19 protein-coding genes are annotated in these 20590 nt (G+C 30.4%); 14 read left to right on the forward strand and 5 right to left on the reverse strand.

The window, feature by feature from the left end; all coding sequences use genetic code 11:
* Positions 1 to 56: 56 nt before the first annotated feature.
* From ACKTSW_RS04085 to hisIE, 11 genes are all read left to right on the forward strand, one after another.
* Positions 57 to 965: a cation diffusion facilitator family transporter gene (locus tag ACKTSW_RS04085; RefSeq protein WP_408024001.1), complete on the forward strand. Its 909-nt coding sequence runs from the start codon at positions 57 to 59 to the stop codon at positions 963 to 965.
* A gap of 30 nt (positions 966 to 995) precedes the next feature.
* On the forward strand, positions 996 to 1823 hold the full coding sequence (locus tag ACKTSW_RS04090; RefSeq protein ID WP_408024002.1) for a prohibitin family protein: 828 nt from the start codon (positions 996 to 998) through the stop codon (positions 1821 to 1823).
* 206 nt (positions 1824 to 2029) lie between these two features.
* On the forward strand, positions 2030 to 2155 hold the full coding sequence (locus tag ACKTSW_RS04095) for a hypothetical protein (protein WP_408024003.1): 126 nt from the start codon (positions 2030 to 2032) through the stop codon (positions 2153 to 2155).
* Positions 2156 to 2849: 694 nt separating this feature from the next.
* Positions 2850 to 3707 (forward strand): ATP phosphoribosyltransferase, encoded by an 858-nt coding sequence (gene hisG / locus ACKTSW_RS04100; RefSeq protein ID WP_408024004.1) that lies wholly within the window; start codon positions 2850 to 2852, stop codon positions 3705 to 3707.
* An 11-nt stretch (positions 3708 to 3718) separates the two neighbouring features.
* Complete coding sequence (hisD, locus tag ACKTSW_RS04105; RefSeq protein WP_408024005.1) at positions 3719 to 5008, forward strand: histidinol dehydrogenase; 1290 nt, start codon at positions 3719 to 3721, stop codon at positions 5006 to 5008.
* Positions 5001 to 6059, forward strand: a complete 1059-nt coding sequence (gene hisC, locus ACKTSW_RS04110) for a histidinol-phosphate transaminase (RefSeq protein ID WP_408024006.1) — start codon at positions 5001 to 5003, stop codon at positions 6057 to 6059. Before hisD ends, hisC begins: the two co-directional genes overlap by 8 nt.
* Positions 6060 to 6073: 14 nt before the next feature.
* On the forward strand, positions 6074 to 7207 hold the full coding sequence (hisB, locus tag ACKTSW_RS04115) for a bifunctional histidinol-phosphatase/imidazoleglycerol-phosphate dehydratase HisB (protein WP_408024007.1): 1134 nt from the start codon (positions 6074 to 6076) through the stop codon (positions 7205 to 7207).
* An 84-nt stretch (positions 7208 to 7291) separates the two neighbouring features.
* Positions 7292 to 7873: an imidazole glycerol phosphate synthase subunit HisH gene (gene hisH, locus ACKTSW_RS04120; protein ID WP_408024008.1), complete on the forward strand. Its 582-nt coding sequence runs from the start codon at positions 7292 to 7294 to the stop codon at positions 7871 to 7873.
* A 27-nt stretch (positions 7874 to 7900) separates the two neighbouring features.
* On the forward strand, positions 7901 to 8617 hold the full coding sequence (gene hisA / locus ACKTSW_RS04125) for a 1-(5-phosphoribosyl)-5-[(5-phosphoribosylamino)methylideneamino]imidazole-4-carboxamide isomerase (protein ID WP_408024009.1): 717 nt from the start codon (positions 7901 to 7903) through the stop codon (positions 8615 to 8617).
* A gap of 3 nt (positions 8618 to 8620) precedes the next feature.
* A complete protein-coding gene (hisF, locus tag ACKTSW_RS04130) occupies positions 8621 to 9373 on the forward strand; it encodes an imidazole glycerol phosphate synthase subunit HisF (RefSeq protein WP_408024010.1) in 753 nt (250 codons plus the stop codon).
* Positions 9370 to 9954, forward strand: a complete 585-nt coding sequence (hisIE, locus tag ACKTSW_RS04135) for a bifunctional phosphoribosyl-AMP cyclohydrolase/phosphoribosyl-ATP diphosphatase HisIE (protein ID WP_408024011.1) — start codon at positions 9370 to 9372, stop codon at positions 9952 to 9954. Before hisF ends, hisIE begins: the two co-directional genes overlap by 4 nt.
* Before the next feature lie 81 nt (positions 9955 to 10035).
* Here hisIE and ACKTSW_RS04140 read toward each other — a convergent pair whose 3' ends face one another.
* The 3 genes from ACKTSW_RS04140 to ACKTSW_RS04150 are packed head-to-tail and all read right to left on the reverse strand — an operon-like array spanning position 10036 to position 11416.
* Positions 10036 to 10752, reverse strand: coding sequence for a DUF4386 domain-containing protein (locus tag ACKTSW_RS04140; protein WP_408024012.1), 717 nt, complete (start codon positions 10750 to 10752; stop codon positions 10036 to 10038).
* A 3-nt stretch (positions 10753 to 10755) separates the two neighbouring features.
* Positions 10756 to 10968: a helix-turn-helix transcriptional regulator gene (locus ACKTSW_RS04145; RefSeq protein WP_408024013.1), complete on the reverse strand. Its 213-nt coding sequence runs from the start codon at positions 10966 to 10968 to the stop codon at positions 10756 to 10758.
* Position 10969: 1 nt separating this feature from the next.
* Positions 10970 to 11416: a hypothetical protein gene (locus tag ACKTSW_RS04150; protein WP_408024014.1), complete on the reverse strand. Its 447-nt coding sequence runs from the start codon at positions 11414 to 11416 to the stop codon at positions 10970 to 10972.
* Positions 11417 to 11979: 563 nt separating this feature from the next.
* Here ACKTSW_RS04150 and ACKTSW_RS04155 point away from each other — a divergent pair.
* Positions 11980 to 13134 (forward strand): class I SAM-dependent methyltransferase, encoded by a 1155-nt coding sequence (locus tag ACKTSW_RS04155; protein ID WP_408024015.1) that lies wholly within the window; start codon positions 11980 to 11982, stop codon positions 13132 to 13134.
* Positions 13135 to 14057: 923 nt separating this feature from the next.
* Complete coding sequence (locus tag ACKTSW_RS04160; protein WP_408024016.1) at positions 14058 to 14981, forward strand: DMT family transporter; 924 nt, start codon at positions 14058 to 14060, stop codon at positions 14979 to 14981.
* Positions 14982 to 15301: 320 nt separating this feature from the next.
* Here ACKTSW_RS04160 and ACKTSW_RS04165 read toward each other — a convergent pair whose 3' ends face one another.
* Together ACKTSW_RS04165 and ACKTSW_RS04170 are read right to left on the reverse strand one after the other, a co-directional pair.
* Positions 15302 to 16123 (reverse strand): DUF1853 family protein, encoded by an 822-nt coding sequence (locus ACKTSW_RS04165; RefSeq protein WP_408024017.1) that lies wholly within the window; start codon positions 16121 to 16123, stop codon positions 15302 to 15304.
* A 7-nt stretch (positions 16124 to 16130) separates the two neighbouring features.
* The gene (locus ACKTSW_RS04170) at positions 16131 to 16634 is read right to left on the reverse strand and encodes an OmpH family outer membrane protein (protein ID WP_408024018.1); all 504 of its coding nucleotides are present in this window, start codon (positions 16632 to 16634) and stop codon (positions 16131 to 16133) included.
* Between the two features lie 298 nt (positions 16635 to 16932).
* On the opposite strand from ACKTSW_RS04170, the gene ACKTSW_RS04175 reads away from it, so the two are divergent.
* Positions 16933 to 20556: a GEVED domain-containing protein gene (locus ACKTSW_RS04175; protein WP_408024019.1), complete on the forward strand. Its 3624-nt coding sequence runs from the start codon at positions 16933 to 16935 to the stop codon at positions 20554 to 20556.
* The last annotated feature ends 34 nt before the right edge of the window (positions 20557 to 20590 follow it).

The following is a 20590-nucleotide window of genomic DNA, read 5'->3' on the forward strand; positions in this document are numbered from 1 at the left end:
CTAAATGCTCCTCTTTTTGCATCTTTTTAATACATTTAAAGTCAATTTATAAAAACATGGGGCACAACCATCATCATCATTCACATGGAAGTTCTACAGGAAATATAGCTGTAGCTTTTTTTCTTAATCTCGCATTTACAATTATTGAAATAATAGGAGGTTTTTATACCAATAGCTTAGCTATTATGTCTGATGCCTTGCATGATTTGGGAGATAGTTTAAGTTTAGGGTTGTCTTGGTATTTTCAAAAAAAATCAACCAAAAAACCAACCAAAAAATATTCATATGGTTATAAAAGGTTTTCCCTTTTAGGGGCTATTATTAACTCAATAGTATTGGTGATAGGTTCAGTATTTATTATTAAAGAAGCAATTCCTAGAATTATCAATCCAGAAAATGCAGATGCTAAAGGAATGATGTGGTTGGCTGTTTTAGGAATTATAGTCAACGGTGCAGCCGTATTAAAATTAAAAAAAGGAACCTCAATAAACGAACGTGTAGTTTCATTACATTTATTAGAAGATGTATTAGGTTGGGGGGTAGTATTGCTAGCGAGTATTGTAATGCAGTTTTGGGATGTTCCGGTGTTAGACCCAGTTTTATCTATCGCAATTGCTGGTTTTGTTTTGCTTAATGTGTATAAAAACATAAAAGAAAGTCTTCGGGTTATACTACAAGGAACTCCTGAGAATATCTCTATTGAAGAAATTCAACAAAAGATAGTTTCTATGAAAAGTATTGAAGGTATTCATGACTGTCATTTATGGACTATGGATGGAGAATACAATGTATTTACTGCTCATTTAGTAATTAAAAATGAAGATTTTTCTTGGGAAAAAAAGCATGAAATAAAACAGCAGGTTAAACAAGTTTTACATAATGAATTTTACTTAGAACACATAACACTTGAGCTTGAACTTACATCACAAGAATGTGATTATGAAAACTGCGGTTCTTTTATTTAATTGTACATTTGAATGTAAAAACAATATAAAATGTCAAGAAATCAAGTAGAGTTAAAGTTTCCAAAGTTTGGAATGTTAATTCCAGTAGTAATAGTTTTAATAATTTTCATAGTAAAATCAACAGAAACAATTAAATCTGGAGAAGCAGGAGTATTATATAAAACCTTTGGTGGAGGTGTTGTAACTGATGAGCCACCATTGGGAGAGGGATTTCATATAGTTGCTCCGTGGAATAAAGTTCATATATATGAAGTAAGACAGCAAGAACTTTTTGAAAAAATGAAAGTGTTATCTTCTAACGGTTTAGAAATTCAAATAGATGCATCTGCTTGGTATCAACCAGTTCATAAATATTTAGGAAACCTACATCAAACGCTAGGGCAAAATTATTTACAACGTGTTATTCAACCAGCAATTCGTTCAGCAGCTCGTAGTGTAGTAGGTCGTTATACACCAGAGCAGCTATACTCTAGTAAACGAGATGCTATTCAAGATGAAATATTTGTAGAAACAAAGAAAATTTTAGAGAAGCAATATGTTCAATTGAATGAGGTGTTAGTTAGAGATGTAACGTTACCACCTACAATTAAAGAGGCAATAGAACGTAAGTTAAAACAAGAGCAAGAATCTTTAGAGTATGAGTTTAGATTAGTAACAGCTCAAAAAGAAGCAGAAAAACAAATAATTGAAGCAAAAGGTAAAGCGGATGCAAACAGAATTTTAAGCGCTTCATTAACCGATAAAATTTTACAAGATAAAGGTATTGAAGCTACCAATAGACTAGCCAATTCTACTAATAGTAAAGTAGTTATTATTGGTTCAGGGAAAAGTGGCATGCCAATTATTTTAGGAAATTAATAAAATGAATTGTTGTTGTTTTGATAAAATATTAGTAAAAAAAATACAAATAATATAGTAGAAAGTTAAGTTGTTTAACTTATTATAAATCAATTTTTTAAGGTTTCTTAAATATCTGTTAAATATATGAAAGGTATGTAACAAATGTGTGTTATCAACGTCATATAAGCGTACAAAAATTAATATAAAACTTAAAAAATAATAATATGACAACAACAGATAATTTTAAAGAGGAGAAAAAAGCTAATCAAGTAGCAAGTGTTTATTCTAAAAGATCTTCCTGGAACAGTAAAAGAAAATATGGCTATAAATATGTTACTTCTGTATTTTAGTTTTTAAAGAATCGTCATAAGATAGCTTAATCATTAGGAAATAAAAAAGCAGTGAAGTTAACTTCACTGCTTTTAGGTTTTTATAATACACTATCTCATAAAGTGTGTAAACTTATTTATCGAGGGTTTAACTTTTTAGAGTTACACCCTTTTTTCAAATATAATTAAAAATCGATTTAAAATAATCCCCTAGTTTCTAATAGGCAAACACTACTTTCTAAGGTTTTAAAAATTATTACCTACACAGATTCCATAAGAAAAATTTGTAAAGATATTGAGTCATATACAAACAATAATTCTGAAGTATCTTCTTATTTAATAACAATAGGTAATAAGCTAAACACTCTTACTTTAGAAGATGAATTATGGGGGAATTTTAAAATTCAATTTGAAAAAATTAGACTAGATCTTTTTAAGTAACTTAATAGCATAACTATTCTTTAAAAAAAAGATATAAAAATTAGGATAATTAAAAATAAATAACAAATATTTGTATCAACAAAAAAAAGAACATGAATTTTATTCAATTACATCATCATTTTCATATTTGCACTCAAGCGAACTGAAAATGTATTGAATAAAAAAAACATATATTTTAAACCCGTTTGAGTAAATCAAACGGGTTTTTTATTTCCATAGGCGCCAAGGAAACAAACTTCTCAAAACGATTTACTCAGGCTCATTCAAAAAAAACATGAGTAAATTAAAAATAGCCATTCAGAAATCAGGAAGACTCAACCAAGAGTCTCTACAAATTCTTAAAGACTGCGGAGTTTCTATTGATAACGGTAAAGATCAATTAAAAGCTTCAGCAAACAATTTTCCTTTAGAAGTTTTCTACCTAAGAAATGGAGATATTCCACAATATTTAAAAGATGGAGTAGTAGATGCTGCTATTATTGGAGAAAACTTACTAACTGAAAAGGGGGAAGGAATACTATTTATCGAAAAATTAGGTTTCTCAAAATGTAAAGTATCTTTAGCAGTTCCAAAAAATGAGGAGTATAGAGGAATAACTTACTTTCAGAATAAAAAAATAGCGACGTCATACCCAAACACCGTTTTAAAATATCTACAAAAAAGTAATATACAGGCACAATTACACATTATAAACGGTTCTGTTGAAATAGCCCCTAATATAGGTTTAGCCGATGGTATTTGCGATATCGTTTCAAGTGGCTCAACCTTGTTTAAAAATAACTTAAAAGAAGTAGAAGTTATCTTAAATTCAGAGGCAGTACTGGCAGTTTCTCCCAAACTAAAAAAAGCACAACAAGAAATACTAAACAAATTACAATTTAGAGTTCAGTCAGTATTAAAAGCAAGACAATCAAGATATGTACTGCTAAATGCTCCGAATGAAAAACTAGAAAAAATCATTGATATTCTACCAGGAATGCGTAGCCCAACAGTACTTCCTTTAGCAGAAGAAGGTTGGAGTTCAGTACACTCAGTTCTTAATAAAAATCAGTTTTGGGAAATCATAGACGAGTTAAAAAATAATGGAGCGGAAGGGATTTTGGTTTGCCCAATAGAAAAAATGGTTGTTTAAAAAAATATAAAATGAAAATTATAAAAAAACCAGCATCAGAAACTTGGAATAAACTTTGTAAAAGAGCCACTATAAATAAAGATAGTTTACAAGGTACTGTACAAAACATATTAAATAATGTAGCACAAAATAAAGACGCCGCTTTAAAAAAATATACTGAATTATTTGATGGAGTTGCTTTAAACTCTTTAGAGGTTACAAATAAAGAGGTAATAGAAGCTGAAGGTTTAGTATCGGGTGAATTAAAGTCTGCAATACAGTTGGCAAAAACTAATATTGAAATATTTCACAATTCACAAAAAGAAGTATCTAAAAAAATATCAACAATAAAAGGAGTTACTTGTTGGAGAAAAAGTGTGGCTATTGAAAAAGTAGGTTTATACATTCCTGGAGGATCAGCACCACTATTTTCAACTATTTTAATGTTAGGTATTCCTGCTAAAATAGCAGGTTGTAAAGAAATAGTATTGTGTACTCCAACCAATAAAGAAGGAATAGTTAACCCGGCTATTTTATACACAGCTTCTTTAGTTGGTATAACTAAAATTTTTAAAGTAGGCGGGGCACAAGCTATTGGAGCCATGGCATACGGAACGGAAACTATTCCTCAAGTATATAAAATTTTAGGGCCAGGAAATCAGTTCGTAACCAAAGCAAAAGAACTGGTACAACAACAAGGAGTGGCTATTGATATGCCAGCAGGACCTAGTGAAGTACTTGTAATTGCTGACGAAACATCAAACCCTGTTTTTGTAGCAGCAGATTTATTATCACAAGCAGAACATGGAGCAGATAGTCAAGCAATTTTAGTAACTACTTCCAATAAAGTAGCACAAAATGTTATAGTAGAACTCAACAATCAAATAGAAGAGTTGTCTAGAAAAGAAATTGCTAAAAAAGCGATTGAAAATAGTTTTGTGGTAGTATTAACATCAAAAGATGAATGTATCGAGTTTAGTAACAAATACGCCCCAGAACACTTAATTATAGCTTCAGATAAAGCTTCTGAATATATTGAAGGAGTTATAAATGCAGGTTCAGTATTTTTAGGTAATTATAGTTGTGAAAGTGCTGGAGATTATGCTAGTGGAACTAATCATACATTACCTACCAATGGGTACGCTAAAAATTATAGTGGAGTATCATTAGATAGTTTTGTGAAAAAAATCACTTTTCAAGAAGTTACCAAAGAAGGTATTGAAAATTTAGGTGGAGCTATAGAGCTTATGGCAGCAGCGGAAGGCTTACAAGCACACAAAAATGCAATAACGGTTAGATTAAAAGAAATTAGTAATGTTTAGTTTAGAAAAAATAATACGTCCAAACATTCAGCAATTAAAAGCTTATTCTTCAGCTAGAGACGAGTTTAATGGGATTGCTGAAGTATACTTAGATGCCAATGAGAACCCTTTTGGCAGCTTAAATCGTTATCCTGATCCGCAACAAATAGCGATTAAAGAACGATTATCAGAAATTAAAAAAGTAAATACAAGTCAAATTTTTATAGGAAATGGAAGTGATGAAGTAATCGATTTAGCTTTTCGAATATTTTGTAACCCAGGAAAAAACAAAGCGCTGACCTTTACACCATCTTATGGAATGTATGGCGTTTCAGCAGCTATAAACGATGTTGAGTTGATTGAATTAGCTTTAGACAAAGATTTTCAGATTGATATAAATACTTTAGAAAGTTATTTTGAAGATGAAAATCTAAAGTTAATTTTCATTTGTTTACCTAACAACCCTACAGGGAATTGCTTTAAAGGTGAAACAATTGAGTTTATTCTTAGTAAATTCAAAGGGATTGTAATTATTGATGAAGCTTATATTGATTTCAGTACAAAAGAATCTTTTATAAGTGAATTAAAAAACTATCCTAACTTAATTGTAAGTCAAACCTTTAGTAAAGCTTGGGGATTGGCAAGTGTTAGAGTTGGAGCAGCGTATGCTAGTCAAGAAATTATTGATGTATATAATAAAGTAAAACCGCCTTATAATGTAAGTGCTTTAAATCAAGAAGCTGTACTTAATAGGCTAGATAATTTAGCACAGTTTGAAATTGAGAAAAACATAATTCTCAATGAGAAGGAAAAATTAGAGAAGCAGCTGCAAGAAATTAAATTGGTGAAAAAGATATATACTTCAGAAGCTAACTTTATACTAATAGAGGTTACAAATGCCAATGAATTGTATAATGAACTAGTACATCAGAAAATTATCACTAGAAATAGAAATAATTTAGTAAGCAACTGTATACGTATTACTATAGGAAGTGAAAAAGAAAATAAAAAATTAATAAAAGCACTTCAACAATTGAGTGTTACATCAAGTGAAATAGAGAACTCACTTTAAACTCTCAAAATACGATGAAAAAAATACTATTTATAGATAGAGATGGTACACTAATTAAAGAGCCAGCTGACGAACAAACAGATTCATTTGAGAAATTACAATTTTATCCAAAGGTTTTTCAAGGGTTAAGTAAAATAGCAAAAGAATTAGATTTTGAGTTAGTATTGGTAACGAATCAAGATGGACTAGGAACAGAAGTATATCCAGAAAATACCTTTTGGCCTGTACATAACTTTGTAATGAACACATTAAAAGAAGAAGGAATTGTGTTTGCCGAAGAGATTATTGATAGAACTTTTGCTAAAGACAATCAACCTACAAGAAAACCTAATACAGGATTACTAGCCAAATACTTTTCTAAAGAATATGATTTAAAAAACTCTTTTGTGATTGGTGATCGTTTAACTGATGTTGAACTCGCAAAAAACTTGGGAGCTCAAGGAATTTATATTAACGATGAAACGAATTTAGGTACTGATGAAATTACTGTAAAAAAAGAGGAGTTAGATGATTTTATAGCTTTAGAAAGTAACGATTGGGATGCTATTTATGAGTTTTTAAAACTAGAAGATCGCTCAGCCTTTATTGAGCGAAGCACAAATGAAACTCAAATAAAAATTAATGTAAACTTAGATGGAACAGGAAAAAGTACTATTGATACAGGTATTGCTTTTTTCGATCATATGTTAGATCAAATAGCACGTCATGGTCAAATGGATTTGAATATACAAGTAATAGGTGATTTAGAAGTGGATGAACACCACACCATTGAAGATACTGCCATTGCACTAGGAGAAGTGTTTTATAAAGCATTAGGTAACAAATTAGGTATTGAACGTTATGGTTTTTGCTTACCTATGGATGATTGCTTAGCACAAGTAGCCATTGATTTTGGAGGAAGAAATTGGTTGGTTTGGGAAGCTAATTTTAAAAGAGAAATGATAGGTAAAATGCCTACAGAAATGTTTTCCCACTTTTTTAAGTCATTTACAGATGGAGCAAAGTGTAATTTAAATATCAAAGCAGAAGGAACTAATGAGCATCACAAAATAGAAGCTATTTTTAAAGCTTTTGCTAAAGCCATAAAAGTAGCGGTAAAAAGAGATGTTGATAAGATGATTTTACCCTCAACAAAAGGAGTTTTATAACAATGAACAATAATCAATTATCGGTGAACAATGGTTAAAGAGAATAACAGGTAATGGATAATTGATAAATGATAATTGAAAAACATGATAGCGATTATAAAATACAATGCAGGTAATATTCGATCGGTACAAAATGCGTTAACGCGCCTAGGATACGAAAGTATTATTACAGATAATCCAACAGAAATAATATCAGCAGATAAAGTAATATTTCCTGGAGTTGGAGAAGCAAGTTCAGCAATGCGATATTTAAGAGAAAGAAACCTTGATGAGTTGATTATTTCATTAAAACAACCTGTTTTAGGAATTTGTTTGGGGTTACAACTACTGTGCAAATCATCTGAAGAAGGAGATACGCAATGTTTAGGAATTTTTGATACACAAACAAAGCAATTTCCACCAAAAGAAAAAGTACCACACATGGGATGGAATAATTTTTCTAAGCTTACACCTTCAGAACTGTTAAAGAACCTAACCTTAGAAGATAATGTGTATTACGTTCACAGTTATTATGCAGCAGTATGTAATAACACATTGGCAATTTGTGATTACATCGTTCCATTTAGCTCTGTAATGCAAAAAAATAATTTTTATGCGATGCAGTTTCATCCAGAGAAATCAGCAGCTATAGGGGAAGAACTTTTGAATAACTTTTTGAACATATAAAAGAATAAACAATTAAAACCAAACAAAGTGAGAATAATACCCGCAATAGATATTATAGAAGGTAAATGTGTTCGTTTGACTAAGGGAGATTACAATACCAAGAAAATATACAATAAAAACCCATTAGAAGTAGCTAAAGAATTTGAAGCTAACGGTATACAATATTTACACTTAGTCGATTTAGATGGAGCAAAATCTAGTCGAATTATAAACAATAAAGTACTAGAGCAAATTGCTACGAAAACCAATTTAAAAATTGATTTTGGAGGAGGTTTAAAGTCTAATGAAGATGCTCGTATAGCTTTTGAAAGTGGTGCAAATCAAATAACAGGAGGAAGTATAGCAGTAAAAAAACCAGATATATTTATGGGATGGCTTACTAAATATGGAAAAGATAAAATAATATTGGGAGCTGATTGTAAAGATCGAAAAATAGCCACTAATGGTTGGTTAGAAACCTCAGAAGTTGATATTGTCGATTTTATAAGTGAATATCAAGAGATAGGTATTGCGAATACTATTTGTACCGATGTGGCTAAAGATGGTATGTTACAAGGGGCTTCCGTAGACTTGTATTTAGAAATTTTAAGTAAAACTTCAGTAAATCTAATAGCGAGTGGAGGAGTGGCAAATATGAATGACTTACATCGTTTAAAAGAGGTTGGTTGCGAAGGTACTATCGTGGGTAAAGCTATTTACGAAGGAAACATCAGTTTAAAAGAATTACAAGAGTTTATAAGCTAAGGCATGTTAAAGAAAAGAATTATCCCATGTTTGGATATAAAAAATGGACGAACAGTAAAAGGAGTCAATTTTATTGATATTAAAGATGCTGGAGACCCAGTTGAGTTGGCTAAACAGTATGTAAAACAAGGTGCAGATGAATTAGTTTTTCTAGATATTACAGCTACACTAGAAAACAGAAAAACCTTGGTTGAACTGGTAAAAACAATAGCACAAGAGATTAATATTCCTTTTACTGTTGGAGGAGGTATTAGTACTGTAGAAGATGCAGTTGCTTTAATTAAAGCAGGAGCAGATAAAATAAGTATTAATTCTTCCGCAGTTAAAAAACCGCAATTAATAGCCGATTTAAAAAACTGGTTCGGAAGTCAATTTGTTGTGGTTGCAATTGATACTAAAAATGTAAATTCGGAATGGAAAGTATTCACTAAAGGAGGAACTTTTGAAACTGAACTTGAAACTGTTTCTTGGGCAAAAAAAGTAGAAACATTAGGTGCTGGAGAAATTTTATTAACCTCTATGAATAGTGACGGAACCAAAAACGGATTTGATATTGAAGTAACCAATGCAGTAAGTAAAAATGTAAACATTCCTGTAATTGCTTCTGGAGGAGCAGGAAAAGTAGAGCACTTTACAGAAGTTTTTACAAAAACAGAAGCAAGTGCAGGCTTAGCGGCAAGTATTTTTCACTTTGGAGAAATACCAATACCACTACTAAAAAAAGAATTAAAAACACAAAATATACCCATACGATGAATATAGATTTTACAAAAGGAAATGGACTAGTTCCTGTCGTAATTCAAAATAATACCACATTGCAAGTGTTAATGCTAGGTTATATGAATAAAGAAGCTTTTACTAAAACGCAAAGTGAGGGTAAAGTTACTTTTTATAGCAGAACAAAAAACAGGCTGTGGACAAAAGGTGAAGAATCTGGAAACTTTTTATGGGTGAAAGATATTCAATTAGACTGTGATAATGATACTTTATTGATTAAAGTAACTCCTGAAGGACCAACTTGTCATAAAGGAACGACTTCATGTTTTGGAAAAGAAAGTTCAAAAGGTTTTTTGTATTCTCTAGAAAATATTATTTCTGATAGAATAGATAATGATGTAGAAAGTTCTTATACTAATCAGCTTTACAAAAGAGGTATTAATAAGGTAGCACAAAAAGTAGGAGAGGAGGCTGTAGAAGTAGTCATCGAAGCGAAAGATAATAATGATGAACTATTTAAAAACGAAGCTGCTGATTTACTATATCATTATTTAATCTTACTAAAAGCCAAAGGTTTTACGATTACTGACATAGAAGAAGTTTTAAAAGAACGCAATTAATAAAATTATGTTATTATATGGCTTTGCAGCAAAAAAAATAATTTTAGGACTATTCCACCAAGTGAGTAAAATTTAAATAGTTTATACTTTTTTTTGAAGTTTAATAGCTTTTTCAACTAGTTTTCCGATGCTCTTACTTTTTACTAGTAACCATATCATAAATAGAATTTCACCGTATGAAGTGTAGTCTGAGAGTGTAGGAACTTTCATGTTTGGGTAGAGAAATAGAAATATGGAGTCTAAAACATAACCAATACCTCCAATTATTAACATAATTGCTATAAATTTTGAAAAAGGAGTACTTAATTTAAATATCAACATACTTAAAGGAAATAGCCAAAGCCCCCAAAATATTACAGAAATGTATGAGCCATGTTTTTGAATTGCTGAAAATAAATTTGTTATATTTTGGCTTTCTTCTACAGAGAAACTATCCATATTGTTGATGATTATCATAGCGAAATGATTAGTCTCATTCAATGTAGATATACAAGCACCAAATAGCATTATAATCAACATGGATAATGCTGTTGTTTTGTTAATATTTGATAGTAATCTATATAGATAAATTACAAGTAGAATACTAACGATGTTCATAACAAGCATACTCACGATTCCAATTCGAAACAAAAATGGATTGTTGTTAATATTTATAATTGTTTTTGCGATATCCCCTTCAACTTTTATTTGAGGCATGGCGTACATGAGAGCATATAGCCCCGTTATGATAAGAGCTAGGTAAGAAAGTCCAGCAAAGAATGCATTTTTCTGAAATTTATTATTCTTGATAGCTTCCATTTTTTACTTTTTATAAGTGAATACTTCTTCTAAAGGCCTATTAAAAACCAAAGCAATTTTAAAAGCCAATTCGAGTGAAGGTGAATACTTACCTTTTTCAATAGAAGCAATAGTTTGCCTTGTAACATTTACTTTGTCTGCTAGTTCTTGTTGTGTCATTTCGTTGTTAAGAAATCGCAATGTTTTAATGGTTGTATTTATATTACATTCTTTCATATTAAATTCCCTTTTTTACGTAATAGTACTCTGATATATTCTGTACTATGAATGCAGAAAATATAGAAAAGAAAAACATTTTAAACATTAAAGTAATTGATAACCCAATAGATAGTAATATCATTGTTGTAACAAAACCAAGCATAAATGTGGTATTGAAATTCCGCTTTGCTTTTAATTTTATAATTTCCCCTAATTCATCTATGAGGAATTTTTCTTCCTTTTCTTTCGTCGTTATAGTATTAAAAATACTATAAAGCACATAAAGAATGATTCTCGAAATAATTATTACTGGTATTAAAATTAATATTGATGTACTCCAAAAAAACAATTCGTCTGTAGAGTTAGTATCCCCCTTATAAGTATTTAAAAGGATACCAAAGTATATAGAAAATGTTAGAATATCTATGGTCAAAAATACAAGGGGTCTTTTTTCTTGAGTTGTCATACTTAATTTTTTGAATTATTATTAATTATCTCAAAGGTAAAAATTTTTTACTTAATGTAAAATATTTTTAACATTAAATTTAAAAACTTGGTATGTTGATTCTTATTTTTGTTTGATTGTTATGTAGTTCTATAATTACAGGTAATCATATCAATATGAGTAGAGTTGCATAAGGTAGCACTTCATTTAGTAAGTAAGTTTCAAGTTAGAAATTCAATAAGATTTTCCAGATAAATTAAAACTAAGCAATTATTTATAGTTTTTATTAAGCTGTAATTCCATTTCAAATTATCTAACTAATATTTTTTTAGCTATTGGATTTTATTTTGTTATTCGGACAACTAAATATTAAAAATAAATTAATGTATTTTATAATGTATATGTGCCGCAGGCAATTACTCACCAACTCGTATATATAGACAGTTAATTGTTTTGTTTTTTCTAAATATGTGTACTGAAGCCTAATTGCCAGATTTTTGTATTCATTATACTTAAAGTGAGTGAAGAGGCATTCATCACTTTTTATTTGTAATTAAATAATTATGTTTCTGTATTTTTGCAATATGAAAGAAGTCTTACATGAATTGTTTACTGAGTTTCAAAGCAGCATACAAAAAAATAATTTTGTAAAACTAACGTTGAGTAAACCCACTCGTAAAAGTGATGAATTATCCAATGTATATGTTCGTCAAATAACATTAAAGGGAGATATTTGTTTTCAGTTTTTGTATCGATACAAAACTAACGACCAAACAAAAAATTACTCATTTGAAGAAAGTATTGAAGAACTTACCAATTTACTTTCAGAAAAGTTCAGAGCAGCAACCTTATTTATGCTAGAAAATGATTTGTTGGTGTTTATTTCCAAAAAGAAAAAGGTAAGTTATAAAACAACACAACCTAGTTTTAAAAACAAATTACCTGAAACTCATGATAAACCCAAAGAGAAAAGAGCTAAAAACAGTAATTATTTGTTCCATTTAGGAATAAGTAATAAAGAGGGTAAGATAATACCTAAAATGGCGGATAAATACCGTCAAATTAACAAGTATTTAGAAATAATAGAAGCACAAATACAATCGGTTAAACTGCCTAAACATATCAATATTGTAGATATGGGTTCAGGAAAAGGGTATTTAACTTTTGCGCTATATGATTATTTGGTAAACCAAAAAGGATATACCGCGAGTGTATCGGGTATTGAGTTACGTCAAAATTTAGTTGATTATTGCAATGAAATTGCTAAAAAATGTGACTTTAAAGGCTTGCTTTTCGTTGCACAACCCATTCAGGAGTATGATAATAATAAAATAGATATTTTAATCGCTTTGCATGCTTGTGATACAGCTACAGATGATGCTATTTATAAAGGTTTAATGTCAAAAGCAAAATTAATTGTTTGTGCTCCTTGTTGTCACAAACAAATCCGTCAACAAGTCAAAGGGAAAGAGCAGGAGAGTCCCTTATTAAAATATGGGATTTTTAAAGAGCGCCAATTTGAAATGGTTACCGATACGATTCGTGCATTAATTTTAGAAAAAAATAATTATGCAACGAAGGTTTTTGAATTCATTAGTAACGAACATACTCGTAAAAATGTGATGCTTATTGGTGCTAAATCGTCTAAAAAAGTAAACAAAAAACGTATTGATACTAAAATTTTAAACTTAAAGGAAGCTTATCAAATAGAAGAACACTATTTAGAGGGATTACTATAAAAGTTTTAGAATGAGTATATCAATTGGCAATGTTTTTAACGGCATTTAGTTAGAGAATAGAGAGTTAAAAAAAGTAGAAGATATTTTTTGAAGTAGCCTATAAAAAAGGAAAGACTATAATGCTAGCGAAAAGTATATTCTTAATATTAAGTGTATTACTGATGCCATAGTGTTAAAAATTACCAAGAATGATTTGGATAACACCTATGAAGAAATACCAAAAAAAGAACATTTTTTTAGAAAAAAGTTAAAACGCCCAACAGTACGATTTCAAAAATGAATTTTAAATAATACATACATCATTTTTTTTACAACTTTAATATATGTTAATTTTTAAGGTAACTTAAAAAATAAAAATAACAGTAGTTCAAGCTATATTTAACACAATGAAATTAAGTGATGTTAAAGAAACTGATTATGATGCTATTTTTTATTCTGGATACCATGAACCTTTATGGGATTTAGCTTAAAATAAAGGTTCTGTAGCTTTAATAGAAGCTTTTACACAAATAATAAACCAGTAGTAACTAACTGTATGTTATGCGCCTATCGTATTAAAGAACGCTAAATTACATAGAGAGCCTATAGAGAAAGGTAAAAAGTAACTAGTTTTTCTAATGCAGAAGAAGATGAGGTACAATTAACTTCAATAATGACATTTTTAGTGGAAGATGCGTTAAAAATAATGGAGGAATCTATAGTAAAGTAGCAGATTGACAAAAGTATGCAGCTGAAGAGTGTAATTTAATTATAGGGCAAAACCCAGTATTATTAGAGTTAGCAGCTGAGAAGTTATTAGAAAAGTTGTAATTTTAAATAATCGTATTTTAAATAAAATAGTTTAAAAGTTGTTTCTTTTAAGCTATTTTTTGTTTTTATAATATAAACTTTATTGTACTTTTATTTATCTAGAAACAACCTAAATGAAAGAATTTAAATCATTGATTATTGCTGCTTTTATAGCTATATATATTATTTGGGGATCAACATATTTACTAAATAAAATTGTTGTAACTGAAGTTTCACCATTACTATTGGCAGCTATTCGTTTTTCAATATCAGGCGCTTTAATTATATTAATAGCTAAGTTTTTAAAAATTTCAATCAAAGTAACCAAAAAAGAACTATTAAATTCTGCCATAGCTGGTTTTTTATTTTTAGTGTATGGAAATGGAGTTTTTGTGTGGGCATTAAAGTTTGTTGATAGCGGCTTTGGAGCTTTATTAGCTTCTACACAACCCTTATTTGTATTGTTTCTTTTACGTTTGATTGATGGAAAGAAAATGCAACGAAAATCTGTTATTGGTGTAATTTTAGGAATGATAGGGATGTATTTGTTGGTAAGTCAAAATGAAATTGCTAATTCAAAAGATATGCTAATAGGTATATTGATGATTTTTTCTTGCGTACTAAGTTGGAGTTATGGTAGTGTTTTTGTAGCAAAAGCAACCCTTCCAAAAAACTTTTTTGTTAGTACAGGTTATCAAATGCTTATAGGTAGTGTGTTCCTCTTTATATTTTCTATCCTCTTTAAAGAGACTTGGACCTCACCATTAGATTGGTCGTTTAAAGCACAAGGAGCTATGTTTTTATTAATTGTTTTTGGTAGTATTGTTGCGTTTACTTCATTTAATTATTTATTAAAAGTAGTTTCTACTGAAAAAGTATCAACATCAGCTTATGTAAATCCTGTTGTGGCCTTATTTTTAGGGTGGTTTTTTTTAGGTGAAACTTTAACGACACAATCTGTTATTGCATCGATTGTATTACTGTCTGGTGTTTATTTTATTACATCAAGAAAGAGAATATCAAAACTTAAAGTAACCTCTAAACCACAAAAAGTTTGATTTTAGTTTGATAAAATTTTAATAATGTGTATTTAATACATGAAGCATTTAAAACTGTCCTGTTTTTGGAGAAGCCTATATGACCTTCAACTCTTATTTTAGTTATTTTTATATCTAAACCACACTCATTAAACAAGTTAATCTCCATACTTTGGTTTCTAATTTATAATAAACTATATCTGCATTGATACAAGAAGGAGTATCATTCTCCTCTTCAAAACAAGATGTAAATGTGGTTAAAGTAAATAGAAGAAAAAAAGAGAGTTTGAAATATTTCATAGCTTTTTTAGTGGTAAATTTAATTAGTAATTTGAAACTCGTTAATTATTCCACCAAACCACAAAAAACTTAAAAAGTTCGCCATTTGTTTTCTTTAGCCAACAGAGAGGAGCATTTTCTTCATTTAAAAATTGTTGAAGTTTATTTTGAAAGGCTTCAAAAGTTAACCAGTTAATATTTGAATGTGGATTTACTAACCAGTTATGTTTAATAGGAATATAGAATTTACAATCAGAAAATTGTGATAACTCTTTCGGGTAGAGATAAAAACCATAAATACACTCGTTATTTACTACAGGAAGTTTTTTGTTTATATCTTGTAGTGGAACAAATAATTGTGCTTTAAAATATACTTTTTGTGCTATTTTAGAAGCATTTAACCCTAATTTATCAAGATAAGTTTTGCATTGATTAGAATAGAGTAGTGGTAATTGTTTTTCTTGAAGCTTTGTTAACTTTTGAATAAGAGAATCTCGTCGATTTGGTCCAATCCAATGTTCAACTTCAGAATTACCAACAGAAGCATCATATAAGTAGAACTTATATATAATTTCTAAATGAATTGGTTTCTTATCTTTTAACAATAAACAATCTAATTCACCTACAGTAATTTTTTCTTGTTGAATTTGAATGTTCTCAGCGAGGTTTGATATAGAAGCATCTTGATTTAATTCAAATGAAACAAAGCGTTCAACCAACTTACCCAAACGTAGTTTTTGTATAATTTCTTGGTTAAATGAAGTTGTTTGAGTTATTGAAATAGGAAATTGTTCTAAATTAAAAACACCTTTTCCATGCCATAGAAAAGGTGTTTTTAAGAATCCTTCGTATTGTAACTGTAAATCTTTTTGTTTTTGATACATAAAAGAATTACTCTTTAATCCCTAACTTATCTAGTACCAATTGAGTGATGTCAAAACGCTCGTCGATATATCCAAACTCATTTCCTGTAGTGGTTAATATTTGCGTATACCCGTTTGCTTTAGCCACTTCTGCAATTACTTCGCTTAGCTTTTTATATAAAGGACGTAAACTTTGATCTTTTTGAAGTTGTATCATAGCACCTCCATTTTTACGAAACTTCGCCATGTCTAACTCTAACTGTTGTATTTCTTTGATTCGAGTTTTTTTATCAGCATCCGTCATTAGCTCTTCTTCTGCTTTAAAAGAATTTATTTTTGCTTTATACTCAGTAGCCTTTACTTGAAAACTAGAGTCTAGTTTTTTACCATAATTTTCTACTCGTTGTAAAACTCCTTTCATTTGTGGCATTTTACTAATAATCAATTCACTATTTACCGTTCCAACTTTAGTTTGAGCATTTGAAAATCCGATAAAAAATAAGGTTAGTATAAAAGTGATTTTTAGTTTCATGTATTTCTGTTTTTTGACAAATATATGAAAGTGTATAAAGGAAAAATGCATAAAAAGTTAAAACTAGTATGAAAATAGTATGTTATAATCACTCTTACATTATCAAATAACTTAACAACTAAGTAGAACTATAACTTTTTGTATTCATAAATCTTATGTTATTTGTTGTTATTTTTGGTTTTTTTTTAAAAAAAGACTAAAAAAATAGCATATATAATAAATATTTTTATATTTGTTGATTTTATAATAAAAAAAATATTTTTATTAAAATTTTACTATTTATTTAAATCCTTTAATTATGACTCAAAAATTACGTCATGCTTCATTAATTGTGTTTACAATATTGATGTCCATATCAGGGTTCTCACAAGACTCTAACTCATGGATTGAAGCGCAAGAAAAATCAAATCCAAATTTTCATGAAATCCAAAAAAAGTTTTATAAACATTGGAAAGACAAAGATTTAAAAGATCCCAACGTTAGCAAAGGTAAAGGCTATAAAGTTTTTAAAAGGTGGGAGAATTTTTGGGGGCACAGGCTATACCCTAATGGAGACTTAAATCAAATGAAAAGTATGGCTATGGAGAATCTAAGTGGCTCAACAGCTTCTAAATCAAGCGGTTCTTCTTGGTCCTTATTAGGTCCTACTGTAATAGGTGGAACAGTTTCTAATGGCTCATATCAAAGCCCAGGAGGTAGTGGTAGAGTAAATATTATAGCAGTTGACCCTACGAATTCTAGCATCATATATGTAGGTACTCCAGCTGGAGGTATCTGGAAATCTACAGATGCAGGTAATTCATGGTTTAGTTTAATGGCTACGGGTGCTAACATAGGTGTTTCTTGCATTGTTGTTGATTACAGTAACCCAAACGTTATTTATATAGGTACAGGAGATAGAGATGCAAGAGACACATATAGTGTAGGTATCTTAAAATCAACTGATGCTGGAAATACATGGCAACCTACTTCGTTAAGTTTTGATGTAAGCCAAGGAAAATCTATTTCAAAAATTATTCAACACCCTAGTAATCCGAATGAATTATTAGTTTCAACACTTGGTTCTGGAGCTATTTACAAGACTACTAATGGATTTGTTTCTCATACAATAGTTAATTCAGGAACTACTTGGGATTTAGAATATCATCCAACAAATCCAAATGTTGTATATGCAGCTGGTTACTTTTCATATTATCGTTCTACAGATGGTGGTAATACATGGAGTAATTCTTCAGCTGGCTTACCAGTATCAACAAGCTATCGTTCTGAAATAGCCGTATCTCCAGATGCACCAAATAATGTTTATTATGTTTCGGGTGGAGACTCTAGTAATGACTATGGTTTTGGAGGGTTTTATGTTTCTAATGATTCTGGAGCAAGTTATTCAGTAAAACATGCTAGTAGAAGAAATACAAACTTACTAGGATGGAATACAGGTTATAATGATGCAGGAGGACAAGGATGGTACGATTTAACTCTTGCTGTAAATCCAACGAATGCAAATGAGATTTTTTTAGGAGGTGTTAACTTATCAAAATCAACCGATGGTGGTAGTTCGTGGAGCGTTAATGGGTATTGGCTTGAAGGAAGTTCTTACAACTATATTCATGCCGATCATCATTATACTTTTTATACCTCTGATGGTACCTTGTACGATGGAAATGATGGAGGAATTGTAAAATCGACTAATGGAGGAAATACTTGGACAGATATAAGTAATAATATGTCTATTGCTCAAATAGCTGGTTTAGGAGCTTCAGGAACCGATGCATCTTTAATAATTACAGGTATGCAAGACAATGGAACTAATATATTTCGAAATGGTTCTTGGACAATTACTGGTGGCGGTGATGGTGGTGAATGTATGATTGATCCATCAAACTCACAAAAAATGTATCGTTCGTATGTAAATGGTACTATTTACAGATCAACAAATGGAGGAGACTCTTGGTCTTCAATGAAACCTACAGGTGCTGGTACAGGAGCATGGGTTTCTCCTATGGTGTTAGATCCTAATACTCCTTCAACAATTTATGCAGGATACGGACAATTATGGAAATCTACTAATAGTGGTGTTAACTGGTCGCAGTTAGGAACCAGTGCAGGAAGTGGTACAATTGTTAAGATTGCTGTAGCACCTTCTAATACGAATTACATATATATACTCAAGGAGTATTATAATTCAACGGCAGGGAATTATGAATTCACTATGTTAAAATCAACAAATGCAGGAAGTTCATGGAGTGTTATCAATAACAATGCCCCAGTTACTGTGGCTGCTCCTAGAGAAATTGCTGTATCCGATACAGATCCTAATAAAATATGGTGTGTATTCTCTGGTTATACTGATGGAGAAAAAGTATATGCATCTTCAGATGGAGGAAGTTCTTGGGTAAATGTATCTAATAATATTCCAAATACTCCTGTTACGGCAATCGCATATGAAAATGGTTCAAATAATAAAGTTTATATAGGTACAGATTCAGGTATTTTTTACACCGATGACTCTCTTACAGAATGGGTAGGTTATAATGACGGTATTCCTGCTGCACCAATTACTGAGTTAGAAATATACTATGATGCAAATCCAGCGAATAGCTTACTAAGAGCAGCAACCTATGGAAGAAGTTTATGGGAAGTACCATTAGCTAATACAGTGGCTTCTTCATGTAGTGCTACTGCTAATGTAAGTGTAACTAATATTACCGAAACCGAAGCTACTGTTAATTGGGATGCTGTTACCGATGCACAAAGTTATACTTACCGATACAGAACTTCTGGAGTATCAACATGGACTTCAGGTACTACGACACAATTATCAGTAGTACTTTCAGGATTAAATTCTGGAGCTTCTTACGAAGTTGAAATCAGTACAAATTGTAGTAGTGGTAGTTCTGCTTATACGAATACGGTAAACTTTGCAACGGTATCAACAGGTTGTGACATTCCTATTAACTTAACAGCATCAGATATTACCACAAATTCTGCAACGCTTAACTGGAATGCTGTTGCTAATGCAGTTTCGTACACTATTCAATTACGAGAAGCAGGTACTACGGTTTGGACAGATTTAAACAGTTCAACAAACACTGTATCAGCGAGTAATTTAACTGCTGCTACAAGTTATGAATTTCAAGTAAGTACAGTATGTAGTAGTGGAAGCTCAGACTATTCTACAATTAGTGTGTTTACTACTGAAGATGAGCCTGTTACAGCAGAATACTGTGCCTCAACATCTACAAATTCTGATTCTTGGATTGATTATATAAGCTTAGGAAGCATCAGTAACTCATCTGGTTATGACAATGGTTATGCAGATAATACAACTATGTCTACTGACTTGACTGCTGGATCTTCAGAAACAATTACATTTAGTTGTAATTACAGCGGAAAAGGAAAACCTAAATTTTATTGGGATGTTTGGATTGATTTTAACCAAAATGGAGTTTTTGATAGTGGAGAGAATTTAGTTCATGGATATTCAAATAATTTAGGTAACTTATCAGCTACGATTTCAATACCTACAAGTGCTATTTCAGGAACTACAAGAATGCGTATCACTGTTAAAAAAGATACGTATGCTAATGCTTGCGAAACTTTTGCTAGTGGTGAAGTTGAAGATTATACGATAAATATTGTTGGTGGAAATGGTATTGTGGAACAAACAGTAAAACAAGCAATTACACTTACTGAAATAGTACCTGAGTTTGTTGTATATCCAACTGTAACAAGTCATACATTAACTATTAAAGGACTTTCAAATATTACGTCATTTAAGATATACAATGCAGGAGGAGCTAGAACAGCATATGGTAAGTTAAATAACAATACTATAGATGTATCATCTCTTCCAGCAGGAATGTATTTACTTCAGTTTTCAACAAATGAAAAATCATATATACAACGATTTATAAAAAAATAAATAGTTATATTTTGATATAAAATTTAATAAAGCC

It is taken from the genome of Tenacibaculum sediminilitoris (assembly GCF_964513795.1).
Taxonomy (GTDB): domain Bacteria; phylum Bacteroidota; class Bacteroidia; order Flavobacteriales; family Flavobacteriaceae; genus Polaribacter; species Polaribacter sediminilitoris.

Coding starts and splice junctions, on each gene's coding strand:
- ACKTSW_RS04165 (WP_408024017.1), bottom strand. CDS start 16,123: ATGTATCAAAAACAAAAAGATTTACAGTTACAATACGAAGGATTCTTA.
- ACKTSW_RS04175 (WP_408024019.1), top strand. CDS start 16,933: ATGACTCAAAAATTACGTCATGCTTCATTAATTGTGTTTACAATATTG.
- hisG (WP_408024004.1), top strand. CDS start 2,850: ATGAGTAAATTAAAAATAGCCATTCAGAAATCAGGAAGACTCAACCAA.
- hisF (WP_408024010.1), top strand. CDS start 8,621: ATGTTAAAGAAAAGAATTATCCCATGTTTGGATATAAAAAATGGACGA.
- hisB (WP_408024007.1), top strand. CDS start 6,074: ATGAAAAAAATACTATTTATAGATAGAGATGGTACACTAATTAAAGAG.
- ACKTSW_RS04150 (WP_408024014.1), bottom strand. CDS start 11,416: ATGACAACTCAAGAAAAAAGACCCCTTGTATTTTTGACCATAGATATT.
- ACKTSW_RS04095 (WP_408024003.1), top strand. CDS start 2,030: ATGACAACAACAGATAATTTTAAAGAGGAGAAAAAAGCTAATCAAGTA.
- ACKTSW_RS04090 (WP_408024002.1), top strand. CDS start 996: ATGTCAAGAAATCAAGTAGAGTTAAAGTTTCCAAAGTTTGGAATGTTA.
- hisC (WP_408024006.1), top strand. CDS start 5,001: ATGTTTAGTTTAGAAAAAATAATACGTCCAAACATTCAGCAATTAAAA.
- hisH (WP_408024008.1), top strand. CDS start 7,292: ATGATAGCGATTATAAAATACAATGCAGGTAATATTCGATCGGTACAA.
- ACKTSW_RS04140 (WP_408024012.1), bottom strand. CDS start 10,752: ATGGAAGCTATCAAGAATAATAAATTTCAGAAAAATGCATTCTTTGCT.
- ACKTSW_RS04155 (WP_408024015.1), top strand. CDS start 11,980: ATGAAAGAAGTCTTACATGAATTGTTTACTGAGTTTCAAAGCAGCATA.
- hisD (WP_408024005.1), top strand. CDS start 3,719: ATGAAAATTATAAAAAAACCAGCATCAGAAACTTGGAATAAACTTTGT.
- ACKTSW_RS04170 (WP_408024018.1), bottom strand. CDS start 16,634: ATGAAACTAAAAATCACTTTTATACTAACCTTATTTTTTATCGGATTT.
- ACKTSW_RS04145 (WP_408024013.1), bottom strand. CDS start 10,968: ATGAAAGAATGTAATATAAATACAACCATTAAAACATTGCGATTTCTT.
- hisIE (WP_408024011.1), top strand. CDS start 9,370: ATGAATATAGATTTTACAAAAGGAAATGGACTAGTTCCTGTCGTAATT.
- ACKTSW_RS04160 (WP_408024016.1), top strand. CDS start 14,058: ATGAAAGAATTTAAATCATTGATTATTGCTGCTTTTATAGCTATATAT.
- ACKTSW_RS04085 (WP_408024001.1), top strand. CDS start 57: ATGGGGCACAACCATCATCATCATTCACATGGAAGTTCTACAGGAAAT.